The following is a 13,530-nucleotide window of genomic DNA, read 5'->3' as shown; positions in this document are numbered from 1 at the left end:
CAAATGAATTTTTCCTCTTCCATTTCCTTAACTTCCGTTCTAGCGTGCCGATAGTAAAGAATAAGAGACGTTCTGAAATTGAGGAGGTATGGTGATGGTCAGTCGTATGGATGGTGGGGGATCTATACAGCAAAAGAGCATTGCAATGGACAATGTAACTTCCAATACGGACATTACGGTGATGGAAGGACAAGCATTGGCAAACAAAGCGCGGCAAACCAAATCCGAACAACAGCTACCGTTGGAGAAGGCACAGCAATTGACAGAAAGCATGAATACATTTCTGGAAAGCGCAAATACGCAACTGCGATTCAAATTGCACGACAAACTGAACGAGTATTATGTCACAATCATCGACATGAAAACAGACGAAGTCGTCCGCGAAATTCCATCCAAAAAACTGATGGACATCCACGCGGCCATGCGGGAATTCCTCGGTCTTCTCGTCGACCGGAAAATCTAAAAAAGGTGTGAAAGCATATGCGAATTAGTGGACTAGCAACCGGAATGGATACCGAATCCATCATCCGGGACCTCATGAAGGCCAACCGGATACCACTCGATAAAATTACACAGAAAAAACAATACTTGGAATGGCAGTTGGATGACTACCGCGCTGTCAATCGCCAACTGTTTGATTTCAGTCAAAATACGTTTGACAATATGATTTTGTCAAAATCGTTTTCGCATAAAACGGTGAATGTTTCGGTGCCGGATGCGGTGTCGATTAAAAACGTTAGTTCTACTAGTGATTTTTCGGGATCTATTCAGATTCATCAATTGGCGAAGAATGCTACTTTGCAAAGTAGTGGGGATGAGACTGTACGGGTTTTAGAAAAAGAAACAGATTTAACGCAAAAACTATCAGACCTAGGACTTGGAGTTACAGGTGTACAAAAAATTAAAGTAACAGCTATTAATGCAAAAGGTGTTGCAGAATCAAAAGAAGTTGAAATTGATACGGCAACACATACACTTCAATCCGCACTTGATAAAATTAACAAAGAAACAGGCGTGACAGCTTTTTACGATGAACATACGGGAAAAATTGCAATTACGGCAAAACATAGCGGTAGAGTTGACAATGGTGCTAAGGATATTCTCATTGAAGATGTTGATGGGACTCTTGCAAATTCTCTTAAAATAAATGGATCAAGCGATAACGGTCAAAATGCAGATTTCACTTTCAATGGTCTCAGAACCCAACGACCCTCCAACACATTCGAAATCAATGGTTTTGAAGTTACATTAAAAGAGGAAACAGCACCAATAGATGGAGAAGGAAAAGTTATTGATGGAGGGAAAGAGATTACATTCAATTCTTCCGCCGATACCGATAAAATCTTCGACAACATCGTTAAATATGTCGATGAGTATAACAAATTGATCGAAGACTTGAATAAACAAATCCGCGAGCCGAAATACCGTGATTTCCATCCGCTTTCATCAGAACAAAAATCGGAAATGAAAGAAAAGGAAATTGAACTATGGGAAGAAAAGGCGATGAGCGGGACGCTGCGTAATGATTCAACGATTTCCAGTTTATTGACCCAAATGAGGACAGCACTAATGGGGGCGGTTGAGGGCATCGAAGGTGACTCCAATACATTAAAGTCTATTGGAATCACTACATCAAAAGACTATTTGGCGCATGGTAAACTGGTTATTGACGAAGATGAGTTAAGAGCAGCAATCAGTGCCGATCCAAATAAAGTGCATGAACTTTTTGCAAAGGATGGAGAAAAAGCTGAGAACCAAGGCTTTGCAAGACGACTTCGTACGATTGTTGATGACAGTCAGACAATCATTGCGGACAAGGCCGGTAAAGTCGGTTCTGTCAATGACACATTTACACTGGGACGCAACCTAAATGATATGAACAAACAAATCGAACGTTTCGAAGATCGCTTGAAAATGATGGAAGATCGTTATTGGAGACAGTTCACGGCTATGGAAAGAGCAATCCAACGTGCAAACGCACAATCTGCCAGCTTGATGAATGCATTTGGCGGCATGTAACTCGATTCAGCGGAAGCCCCCCAACTATAAATTGTGGGATGAATACCAGGATGCATTTTAATTAGTGGGTGGCTCAAGCCCTGGCGGAATCAAGTTATGCCTCCGGCGGATGTCACAGATTTTGAAAGGAGTTAATTGAGCTATGCTCAATTCAAAATCTGGAAGCAATCACGCCAAGGCGTGATTGATAACAAGGCTTTACAAAAGGAGATTTAAAATGGCTATTAACAATCCCTATGCGACGTATCAGAATAACTCTATCAATACTTCGACACCCGGTGAGTTGACGCTAATGCTGTACAACGGTTGCTTGAAATTCATTCAGCAGGCGAAGCGGGCAATGGAAGAGGATAATATAGAAGAAAAAAACAAATCGATCCAAAAAGCGCAAGCGATTATTTCGGAATTAATGTTAACGTTGGATAAATCATTTCCAGTTTCAGAAAATATGCTAGTGCTTTACGAATTTGCCAATAGCCGTCTCGTTGATGGGAACATTAAAAATGACAGCGCATTGTTTGATGAAGCGGCTGCGATTATTACGGAGTTCCGTGATACGTGGAAGCAAGTGATCCAGATCAATCGTCAAAAACAGTATGCCAATGTGGATGAAGTATGATTCGTCCTGCGTTATTAGCTTGGCGTGAAGCAACTGAGACTTTATTGGCACTGACATACACGGAAGAAGAAAAGCGCGATGAAACGATTGCGCGTATAGAAGAATGTTTGGATATACGGGAAAAAGTACAAGTGGATATTGCAGCTCCTTTCACCCCGGAGGAAGAGGCATTCGGCAAAGAACTCGTTGCGATGGAAGCGGATGTCCAAAAAAAGCTTGCCTCATTGTCCAAAAGAATTCGTTTGGACATCTCCCAATCCCAATCCAAAAAAGACCATATGAAAAACTACGTTAACCCTTACAGTAATGTTGCCAGAGATGGGACATTCTATGATACGAAACAATGACTCGATTGGAGAATTTTCCCAATCGGGTTTTTCTTTAGATGTGTATGAAGGACATTTGACTGTGAAAAGATATTATTCCATTCGATGCAATCCGAGGCGTAATGAAGCCACATGAACCATATATTGGAGGGTGTGTCTTTTGGTAAAATCTCCATCTGGAACTGAAATATGTGAAGAAAGGACGAGCAAAATCCACTCGCGTCATTGTTTGTCACAATTCGACGAATTATTTCACTTTTTTCAATGTTTTTAGAAGGACTTTCAGGGGAAGATGTAGAAGTGTAAAGTAACGGTTAAATAAAGGAGGAGTTCATATGCTAAACTTCAATATACGCGGTGAGAACCTTGAGGTGACTCCGGCGATTCGCGAACATGTCGAGAAGAAAGTTCAGAAGCTCGTTAAGTACTTCACTGAAGAAACGCTTGAAACAGCAACTGTCAATGTCAACATGAAAGTGTATAACGATAAACAGAGTAAAGTGGAAGTAACTATTCCGATGAAAAATTTGACGCTTCGCGCAGAGGAACGCCATGACGATCTTTATGCCGCAATTGATTTAATCGTCGATAAATTGGAACGTCAAATCCGTAAATATAAAACAAAAGTGAACCGTAAATTCCGTGAGCGCGAAGGTGTCGCTTCGTTTTTCGCCTCGGTGAACAGAGCTGAAGAGAAAAACAACGACGCGGCTTTGGATGAAGATCATGAATTCTCCGTTGTCCGTACAAAGCAATTCGATCTGAAACCGATGGACCAAGACGAAGCCATTCTTCAGATGAATATGCTTGGGCACAATTTCTTCATTTTCACTGATGCCGAATCCGACGGCACACATATCGTCTACAAACGAAAAGACGGCAGATACGGCTTGATTGAAACAAACTAAATCATAATTTGAAAAGCTTCCTCAAGTGTTGAACTTGAGGGGCTTTTTTTCGTGCAGTGCGAAAGTTTCGTGAGAAATAAATAATGAATGATCATAATCCGGAGATTGATAATCAAACTAAATGAAGAATGCTCATACTCATTTACAGGCGCTCATATTTCGCACATCGCGCTCAAACTCGATTTCAGACGCTCATATTTCGATCATTGCGCTCAAACCAGGTTCCAAGTGCTCATCCTTTGTTTCGCGAGCTCATAAATCATTCAAACACGCTCAAACTTCAAATCAAGTGATCATACTCCCTCCAACGCGCTCAAACTCCATTCCAAGTGATCATACTCCCTCCAACGCGCTCATACTCCATTCCAAGTGATCATACATCCTCCAAACGCGCTCAAGCGCCACCCTAAGCGATCATACCTCCTCCAAACCCGCTCATACTCCAACTACACCACCCATCTCCCATACCACCACACCCCCTAACCCCACGCCTTTCAGTTAGACCATTTGCACCGTGCATTTCACAGTGTTAAAATGAGGAGTGAACTTAACGAGGATGTGACCTGAATGCTTGGCGTATTGAATAAAATGTTTGATATGAATAAACGAGATTTGAAGCGTCTTGAAAAGATTGCGGATAAAGTCGAGGCACTCGCTACGGAGATTGAACAGCTTTCGGATGAACAGTTGACTGCGAAGACGGAGGAATTCAAAGGGCGTATTGCGTCTGGTGAAACGTTGGAAGATATTCAAGTTGAAGCGTTTGCGGTTGTTCGTGAGGCGTCACGTCGGGTGTTAGGAATGTACCCGTTTCGCGTGCAGCTGATCGGTGCGGCGGCGTTGCATGAAGGCAATATTGCGGAGATGAAAACCGGTGAAGGGAAGACGTTGACGTCGGCGCTTGCGGTTTATTTGAACGCGCTTGCTGGCAAAGGTGTGCATGTCGTGACGGTGAACGAATATTTGGCGAGCCGTGATGCGACAGAGATGGGAGTACTCCATGAGTTTCTCGGTTTGACGGTCGGTTTGAACTTGAACAGTATGTCGAAAGAAGAGAAGCGGGAAGCGTATCATGCGGATATTACGTATAGTACGAATAACGAACTCGGTTTCGACTATTTGCGTGATAATATGGTGCTCTACGATGACCATAAAGTGCAAAGACCGCTATTCTATGCGGTTATTGACGAGGTGGACTCCATTTTGATCGATGAGGCGCGAACACCGCTCATCATTTCAGGTCAAGCTGCAAAAGCGGCGGAATTATACCGCTTGGCGAACCGATTTGTCATCACGCTGAAAAAAGAAGAGGATTATTCGTATGATGAATCGACGAAAGGGGTCGTGTTGACGGAAGCCGGGATCGAGAAGGCGGAAAAGGCGTTCGGCATCGACAACTTGTTCGACCTTCAGCATGTCACGCTCAATCATGCGATTAACCAATCGTTGAAGGCGCATGCGAGTATGCATATCGATGTGGACTATGTCGTGCAAGAAGGCGAAGTCGTTATCGTCGATTCGTTCACGGGACGTTTGATGAAAGGTCGTCGCTATAGTGACGGGCTGCATCAGGCGATCGAGGCGAAAGAAGGTTTGGAAGTCCAGAATGAATCGATGACGCTTGCGACGATTACGTTCCAAAACTTCTTCCGGATGTATGAGAAGCTTTCCGGTATGACAGGAACGGCGAAAACGGAGGAAGAGGAATTCCGCAACATTTATAATATGAATGTCATTGCGATTCCGACGAACCGTCCGATTGCGCGGGATGACCGTGCGGATTTGATCTATGCGACGATGGAAGGCAAGTTCAAAGCGGTGGCGGAAGATATTAAGGAACGTAACGCAAAAGGGCAACCTGTCCTTGTCGGTACAGTTGCCATCGAGACATCGGAGATCATTTCCAACTACTTGAAGAAATATGGCGTCAAACATAACGTCTTGAACGCTAAAAATCACGGCCGTGAAGCGGAAATCATCTTGGAAGCCGGACAACAAGGCGCCGTAACGATCGCGACGAATATGGCGGGACGTGGTACGGACATCAAGCTTGGCGAAGGCGTTAAAGAACTCGGCGGTCTGGCGGTTCTTGGTACGGAACGTCATGAATCGCGCCGGATTGATAATCAGCTCCGTGGGCGTTCGGGCCGTCAAGGAGATCCGGGTGTGACGCAATTTTACTTGTCGCTTGAGGATGAATTGATGCGCCGTTTCGGGTCGGATCAGATGAAGTCAATGATGACCAAACTTGGCATGGATGATACAACACCGATCCAATCGAAAATGGTGTCGCGTTCGGTTGAATCGGCGCAAAAACGGGTAGAGGGGAATAACTTCGATGCCCGGAAACGTTTGCTGCAATATGATGATGTCCTGCGTCAACAGCGTGAAATCATCTACAAAGAGCGGAACGAAGTGCTGGAATCGGATAATATTCGTGAAGTGTTGGAGAATATGCTACGTAATGTAATTGAAAATGCTGTAGCCATCCATACGACAGAAGAGAATCCAGCCGATTGGAAACTGAAAGGGCTAGAGGACTATCTAGGTGCGAACCTTCTTCCGGAAGGCCGCTTGACAGTTGCGGATATGGAAGGAAAAACAGCTGAAGAGCTGACAGCCATGATCCAAGACGCTGTTATCGCGCGTTACGATGAAAAAGAAGCGGAAATGTCCGAAGAGCGCATGCGCGAGTTCGAAAAAGTCGTCTTACTTCGTGCGATTGATTCAAAATGGACGGATCATATCGATGCGATGGACCAGCTGCGTGGCGGTATCCATTTGCGTGCATATGGCCAAACCGATCCATTGCGTGAATACCAATCGGAAGGATTCGCGATGTTCGAGGAAATGGTTGCGGCCATCGAAGCCGATGCATCGAAATATGTGATGAAGGCGGAAATCCGTAATAACCTGGAACGTGAGGAAGTTGTAAAAGGGCAAGCCGTCAACCCGAAAGAGGACGGCGAGCAAGTGAGGAAGAAACCAGTGCGTCGGGCTGTCAACATCGGACGTAACGATCCATGCCCTTGCGGTAGTGGGAAGAAATATAAAAACTGCCATGGTAAAGCATAAACTGCCAGGCAACCCAAATTCAGGAGGAATTAACAATGATGGAATTATCCGATGTACGTAATGAGTTAGACAAATCAGCTAAGAAATTAGCGGACTTCAGGGGGTCTCTTTGACTTAGAAAACAAAGAGGCACGTATTCAAGAGCTCGATGAAGTGATGCTGGAGCCGGGATTTTGGGATAACCAGGAGAATGCGCAAAAAGTGATCTCGGAATCGAATGCACTGAAAGATGTGGTCGGCGATTATACGGAATTGACCGACGAGCAGGAAAACCTGGAAATGACGCTTGAATTGTTACGTGAAGAATTCGATGCGGAAATGCAGGAAGACCTTGGCAATGAATTAAAAGAATTCAAAACGAAGATGGAAGCATTTGAATTGCAAATGCTGTTAAGCGATGAGTTCGATAAAAATAATGCCATTCTTGAATTGCATTCCGGTGCGGGTGGTACGGAATCCCAAGACTGGGCGTCCATGCTATTGCGCATGTATACACGCTGGGCGGAGCATCATGGATTCAAAGTGGAAACACTCGATTACCAAGCGGGCGATGAAGCCGGCGTAAAATCAGTGACGCTCTCCATTAAGGGTCATAATGCTTACGGCTATTTGAAAGCGGAAAAAGGCGTTCATCGTCTTGTACGGATTTCGCCATTCGATTCGTCTGGTCGCCGTCATACATCTTTCTCATCCATTGAAGTCATGCCTGAGTTCGAAGGCGATGTCGATGTGGAAATCAAGATGGAAGACGTCAAAATCGATACGTACCGCTCAAGCGGTGCGGGCGGTCAGCACGTCAATACGACAGATTCCGCTGTACGGATGACGCATATTCCGACAGGCGCCATCGTCACTTGTCAGACGGAACGTTCACAGATCAAAAACCGTGAGCGTGCATTGAATTTATTGAAAGCGAAAATTTATCAGATTCGGGTGGAAGAAGAGGAAGCACGTCTTCTTGAAATCCGGGGCGAGCAAAAAGAAATCGGTTGGGGAAGCCAGATCCGTTCGTATGTTTTCCATCCGTACTCCATGGTGAAAGATCATCGGACAAATGCGGAAACAGGAAACGTCGGCGCTGTCATGGATGGCGAAATCGATTTATTCATCAATGCCTATTTACGTTCACGCATTTCGTGATGGAAGGCGGAAAAAAAGTACACTTCGGTGTGCTTTTTCTTTTTGCTGTCGTAACATGTTTTGGATGTTTGTTTTAGGTGTATAGTAATTCATATGAGCACATTTGTCGGATTTCTCTACTTGGCGTCTTATTGCCATATTGGAAAACAATAATTGGCTAGATTTGTCATTGATTTGATGAATATTGAAGCGCTGGCGGAGGGTTCAAAAAGTGCGGATTTGGTATACTAAGTACTGTAGGATAACATTCAACAGGAGGGTTCAACATGAAAAACAAACTTTTTGCCATCATGTTCGGAGCGGTGCTTGTCCTTGGGGCATGTGGCGGCGGCAACAAAACAAACGAAAACAACAATAACGCGAACACAGACACGGGTGGCAGTACTGCATCAGTTGATGCAGAACAAGTCGTGAATACAAGCTGTATCACATGTCACGGTCAAAACTTGGAAGGTGCGGGGAATGCACCGGCACTTGCCGATGTTGGGGCACGTCTATCCGAAGAGGAAATCCATGACGTCATCATTAACGGACGTCCGGGTATGCCAGGTGGTCTGATCAAAGGCGAAGAAGCAGAAGCAGTTGCTAAATGGCTTGCTGAAAAAAAATAAGCGAATGACAAAAACCGCTAACGGATAATCGATCCGGAGCGGTTTTTTCATGCTGCAGCATCTCGGATAGGTTGCGACTTTCTACTAAATCTTATGGTGAATGCTTTTCTTCGACGACGTTTGCCCGATTTTATCGAATGTTTTCCGAAATGAAGGATTTTACCTAACCAAGTCGAAAAGGACTAAGGAAGATAGTTTAAACGGGCCTGTTTCTAGACGAAATTGTCCGTTTTGTGATAAAAAATCCCTTAAGGTACCAGACAATCTTCAATTGAAACATAACTGTAATACGCATATTGGCGAATCATGTTATAATGGGCATGTTGAATAAAAAAGAGAAAAAGAGAAAAAAAGGAATATAAATTTTCAGGTGGTTTTAAAATGATTGTGATGAAAAATGTCTATAAAAAATACCCGAACGGCGTTGTAGCTGCGAACGGCATCAATATTGAAATCGATCCCGGCGAATTCGTCTATGTAGTTGGACCGAGCGGTGCTGGAAAGTCGACTTTTATCAAAATGATGTATCGCGAGGAAACGTCGACAAGTGGGGAAATTGTTATTAACGGCGTGAATCTTGCTAATTTGCGTAATAGTCAAGTCCCTTTTCTTCGGAGACAGATTGGTGTCGTATTTCAAGACTTTAAACTATTACCGAAATTGAATGTTTACGAGAATGTGGCGTTTGCGCTCGAAGTAATCGAGGAATCACCGAAGACGATACGGAAAAAAGTAAATGATGTGTTGGCGCTTGTCGGACTGGCACAAAAATCGCGGATGTTCCCGGATGAGTTATCCGGCGGTGAACAGCAGCGCGTTTCAATCGCGAGGTCAATCGTCAACTCACCAAAAGTGGTGATTGCAGATGAGCCGACAGGAAACTTGGACCCTGATACATCATGGGAGATCATGAGGATTTTCGAACAAATCAATGCACGTGGCACGACGATTGTCATGGCCACCCATAACAGGGAAATTGTAAACACGAGAAGACACCGTGTCATTGTAGTGGAAGGCGGACTTATCACACGGGATGAGTACGAAGGTGAATACAGTTATGAAAGCTAGAACATTTGGCCGGCATGCCCGGGAAAGCTTGAAGAGTCTAGGTCGCAACAGTTGGATGACATTTGCATCGACAAGTGCTGTAACCGTCACCCTTCTACTCGTTGGTGCTTTCATCGTCATTATGATGAATTTAAATCAGCTGGCAGATAACATTGAAAACGATGTGGAAATTAAAGTCGTGGCAGATCCGGCAGCAGATGAGGCAGCCGTGAAGGAACTGGAGGAAAAGGTCCGTTCAACAGCTGGTGTTCTCGAAGTGGTCTATTCGTCGCGTGACGATGAATTGAACAAGATGATCCAGTCATTCGGAGATGAACTAAGCCTCTATAAACAAAGCAATCCGCTTGGGGATGCATTATACGTAAAAGCGAAAGAACCGCAAAAGACAGCCGCCATCGCCAAAAAAATCGATACATATGATTATACGTATGAAGTCGTTTATGGGGAAGGAAAAGTCGAAAAGCTATTCAACGTATTGAACACAAGCCGAAACGTCGGGGTTGTGCTTATTTTAGCGCTGTTGTTTACTGCGATGTTCCTCATTTCGAATACAATTCGTATTACGATTGTAGCGAGAAAAAGAGAGATCGAGATTATGAAACTGGTTGGCGCAACGAATAGTTTTGTCCGGATACCGTTTTTATTGGAAGGTATTTGGCTTGGTGTACTCGGAGCGATCATACCGATGATTGTCATTTCCGTTGCCTACTATAATTTGCATGTATACTGGGCACCTAGATTGCAAGGAGAGTTATTCCAGTTGCTAGATACTACACCATTCATTTTCCAACTAAATGGGCTCCTGCTGTTTATGGGCGTATTTATCGGAGCGTGGGGTAGTTTCATGTCTGTGCGCAAATTTTTACGAGTCTGAGAGAGACAATCTGAAAGGGGAACTGAGAAGTTGAAAATGTACAAGTGGATACTTTCCTGTGCAATCGCTTTTCTACTATTGATATCTGCGGTGGCGCAGCCGATCGTGTTTGCGAGTCCATTGAAAGACTTGCAAAAAGAAAAAAGATTGAATGAACAAAAATTGAACGAACTCAATACGAGCATCAATAAGAAAAAATCTGAAATCAAAACAAATAAATCTTCGATTGATCGTATTCTAGATAAGATTAAGACGCTTAATGGAAAAATCAGTGAGACGAATCAAAATATTGATCAAGTGACTGCAAAGATCAATCAAACGACAAAAGAAATCAAAGACTTGAGAGCATCTATCGAAGACTTGGAAAAGAAAATTGAAGAACGCGATGAAGTATTGCGTGATCGTGTTCTTGCCATGCAAGTAAAGGGTGGACAAGTCAATTATCTAGATGTCTTGCTTGGCGCAAATAGTTTTGCGGATTTCATCGATCGGTTTTCCGCAGTAAATACGCTGATGGATGCGGATCGGAAAATCTTGCAACAGCAAGCCGATGACAAAGAGCAATTAGAAAAAGAAAAAGCGCTTGTTGAAAAGAAACTAGCGGAACAGCAAGAAGATAAAGCGAAGCTTGAAGGCTTAAAAGCATCGCTTGTGTCACAAAAACAAGAAATGAACAAGCTTGTGGATGCTTTGGAAGCGGAACAAGAAAAACTAGTAAGTGAACAGAAATCCCTTGAGGAAGAGTTCCACGATGCGCATGAAGTAGATAAAGAACTTGCGAATAAGATTGCTGCCGAGCAGAAAAGAGCTGCGGAAGCCGCGCGTAAAGCGGAAGCAGAGCGCAAACGTAAAGCAGCTGCAGCGGCGGCATCAGGTGGAGTCGCGCCTGTGATTTCAAGCGGCACATGGACAACCCCAGCATCTGGGCGCTATACGTCTGCATTCGGATGGCGGACGCACCCGATCTACGGAACGAAAAGACAGCACCGCGGAGCGGATATCGCTAACGCAACAGGTACACCGGTTTATGCTGCTGGTGACGGCGTTGTTTCACACGCCGGCCCAATGGGGACATATGGGAATGTCATTATGATTACCCATTCCGTCGACGGACAGATTTACACAACTGTCTATGCACATCTTTCTAGCATAAAAGTGAGCTCAGGCAGCTCGGTCGAGAAAGGGCAACATATCGGCGCTATTGGTAGCACAGGTGCTTCTACCGGCCCACACTTGCATTTTGAGTTCCATATCGGCAATTGGTCAGCATCAGGACCGAGTGCAGTTAACCCATTACGCTATGTACCATTTTAATTAAAAGAAGGCCCGCCTCCTATGTGGAGACGGGCCTTTTCTGATGGATGGGATGGGGGAAAAGTCCTGATTCGCCAATAAAAGGCGAGTAACCGCCAATAACTCAGCGTTAAACGCCAATATACATCCGACGAACGCCAATAACTTAGGTTCGAACGCCAATAAAAAAGATGTGAGCGCCAATATCTTTAAAGGAGCAAACATAAGGGTCTTCTAGAGAATCAAAAACATCGCATTTGCGCATTATTTTCGATAGGATAAAACAGGAGCTATCATTAGAAGGAGTCTACATACATGATTGTGACGAATTATTTTCAGCTTGGTAATTTATCCGCTCCTTCCTCATGGATAGCGTTCATGGTGGGGGGTGTTTTGGCATATGTTGCAGTCCGGGTTCGTTTCGGAAAGCTGCAAGGTGACAGAGTGGCGGATGCGTTTTTTACGGTGATCCTTGTTTGGAAGTTCAGTATTATCCTCACTGATTTCAAGTCGGTGTTGCGGTCGCCGCTGGCAATACTCTATTTTGATGGAGGAACGATCGGATTTATCTTAGGTTTAGCAGTTATCGCACTGAAAGTATTGTGGGACTGGAAAAAGGGCCGACTACCGATCGAGGCAATGCATGCATTGTTTACGGGTGCGGTCATTTCGCAAGTTGTCTATCAGGTATTGATGGTTGTCTTGAACGACGGAGCGTGGATTGCACAAGTTGTATCCGTGTTGTTCTTCAGCTTATACCTATTGTATTTCTGGCTGGATAGTAGAAATGCGAAGGATATGCGAAGTGCTATCTGGTTGTTCATGGCGGTGCATCTCTTTGTCGCGGCGGTTCAGCCGAAGGGACTTATGGGGCCAGCGTTCGGTGCAACACTTGTCCTTGGGTTATTTTTTTGGTTGCTTTATTCAAAACGGTATCGGTCAGTTGAGGAATTGGAGGAACATACATGAAGAAAAAAATGATTGGTTCGATCATAGCCGCATTGCTGATTGGTTCGATGATTGTCATCATGGTGAAATCGAATTTGGACAATGAGGACCCGTTGGACAATTATATTGTCAGTGCGGATTATAGCGAGGATGACGGTTTGCCGGGCTTGGAAAAAGGGTCGATCCCGCCCGATTTCGTACTCTCCTCACTTTCCGGTGAAACGTTCAGGTTATCGGATTTGAAAGGGAAAAAAGTAGTCTTGAATTTCTGGGCATCGTGGTGCGGTCCGTGTAAAGCGGAAATGCCGCATATGCAAAAGTATTACGAAAAAAACAAAGACAAGGAAAACGTTGAAATCGTGGCGGTGAATTTGTCCGAGACGGAAAGGCGTGGACAAAAGGGCATTGAGGAGTTTGTCGATGCATACGGACTGACTTTCCCGATTCCACTCGATAAGGAAGGGGCCGTCATGAAAGCTTATAAAGTGTTAATCATCCCAACGACTTATTTTATCGGGACGGATGGGAAAGTGGGGCAAAGAATCACAGGCCCGATGGATGAAAAGCGGTTGACAGAGCTCGTGGATCAGTTGGATTGAAAACTAAGTGCATGACATCCTGAAAATGCCTTAATTTCTGTAAAGAACAC

13 protein-coding genes are annotated in these 13,530 nt (G+C 44.4%); all 13 read left to right on the top strand.

Features of this window, described 5'->3' with window-relative positions:
• Positions 1–94: 94 nt before the first annotated feature.
• Positions 95–463, top strand: a complete 369-nt coding sequence (flaG, locus tag MHZ95_RS03385; RefSeq protein WP_239389077.1) for a flagellar protein FlaG — start codon at positions 95–97, stop codon at positions 461–463.
• A gap of 17 nt (positions 464–480) precedes the next feature.
• Positions 481–2,019, top strand: a complete 1,539-nt coding sequence (locus MHZ95_RS03380) for a flagellar hook-associated protein 2 (protein ID WP_239389076.1) — start codon at positions 481–483, stop codon at positions 2,017–2,019.
• A gap of 217 nt (positions 2,020–2,236) precedes the next feature.
• Complete coding sequence (gene fliS, locus MHZ95_RS03375; protein ID WP_239389075.1) at positions 2,237–2,638, top strand: flagellar export chaperone FliS; 402 nt, start codon at positions 2,237–2,239, stop codon at positions 2,636–2,638.
• Complete coding sequence (gene fliT / locus MHZ95_RS03370; RefSeq protein WP_239389074.1) at positions 2,635–2,985, top strand: flagellar protein FliT; 351 nt, start codon at positions 2,635–2,637, stop codon at positions 2,983–2,985. The genes fliS and fliT overlap by 4 nt, the downstream gene beginning before the upstream one ends.
• A gap of 314 nt (positions 2,986–3,299) precedes the next feature.
• Positions 3,300–3,872, top strand: a complete 573-nt coding sequence (hpf, locus tag MHZ95_RS03365; protein WP_239389073.1) for a ribosome hibernation-promoting factor, HPF/YfiA family — start codon at positions 3,300–3,302, stop codon at positions 3,870–3,872.
• Between the two features lie 567 nt (positions 3,873–4,439).
• Positions 4,440–6,947: a preprotein translocase subunit SecA gene (gene secA / locus MHZ95_RS03360; protein ID WP_239389072.1), complete on the top strand. Its 2,508-nt coding sequence runs from the start codon at positions 4,440–4,442 to the stop codon at positions 6,945–6,947.
• A gap of 38 nt (positions 6,948–6,985) precedes the next feature.
• Positions 6,986–8,087 (top strand): peptide chain release factor 2 gene (gene prfB / locus MHZ95_RS03355; RefSeq protein ID WP_239389198.1). Its coding sequence is split into 2 segments (ribosomal slippage): positions 6,986–7,057 and positions 7,059–8,087, totalling 1,101 coding nucleotides; the frame shifts between segments, so codons are not numbered across the junction.
• Between the two features lie 266 nt (positions 8,088–8,353).
• Complete coding sequence (gene cccB / locus MHZ95_RS03350; RefSeq protein WP_239389071.1) at positions 8,354–8,698, top strand: cytochrome c551; 345 nt, start codon at positions 8,354–8,356, stop codon at positions 8,696–8,698.
• A 381-nt stretch (positions 8,699–9,079) separates the two neighbouring features.
• Positions 9,080–9,766 carry a cell division ATP-binding protein FtsE gene (gene ftsE, locus MHZ95_RS03345; protein WP_239389070.1) on the top strand — a complete coding sequence of 229 codons (687 nt, stop codon included), beginning with the start codon at positions 9,080–9,082 and terminating at the stop codon, positions 9,764–9,766.
• A complete protein-coding gene (gene ftsX, locus MHZ95_RS03340; protein WP_239389069.1) occupies positions 9,756–10,640 on the top strand; it encodes a permease-like cell division protein FtsX in 885 nt (294 codons plus the stop codon). The genes ftsE and ftsX overlap by 11 nt, the downstream gene beginning before the upstream one ends.
• A gap of 36 nt (positions 10,641–10,676) precedes the next feature.
• Positions 10,677–11,954 carry a murein hydrolase activator EnvC family protein gene (locus tag MHZ95_RS03335; RefSeq protein ID WP_239389197.1) on the top strand — a complete coding sequence of 426 codons (1,278 nt, stop codon included), beginning with the start codon at positions 10,677–10,679 and terminating at the stop codon, positions 11,952–11,954.
• A 294-nt stretch (positions 11,955–12,248) separates the two neighbouring features.
• Positions 12,249–12,902, top strand: coding sequence for a hypothetical protein (locus tag MHZ95_RS03330; protein WP_239389068.1), 654 nt, complete (start codon positions 12,249–12,251; stop codon positions 12,900–12,902).
• Positions 12,899–13,480 (top strand): redoxin domain-containing protein, encoded by a 582-nt coding sequence (locus MHZ95_RS03325; protein WP_239389067.1) that lies wholly within the window; start codon positions 12,899–12,901, stop codon positions 13,478–13,480. Before MHZ95_RS03330 ends, MHZ95_RS03325 begins: the two co-directional genes overlap by 4 nt.
• Positions 13,481–13,530 lie beyond the last annotated feature (50 nt).

The sequence above is a fragment of the Sporosarcina sp. ACRSM genome (assembly GCF_022346545.1).
GTDB lineage: Bacteria > Bacillota > Bacilli > Bacillales_A > Planococcaceae > Sporosarcina.
This window is presented reverse-complemented; position numbering and strand designations above follow the sequence as displayed.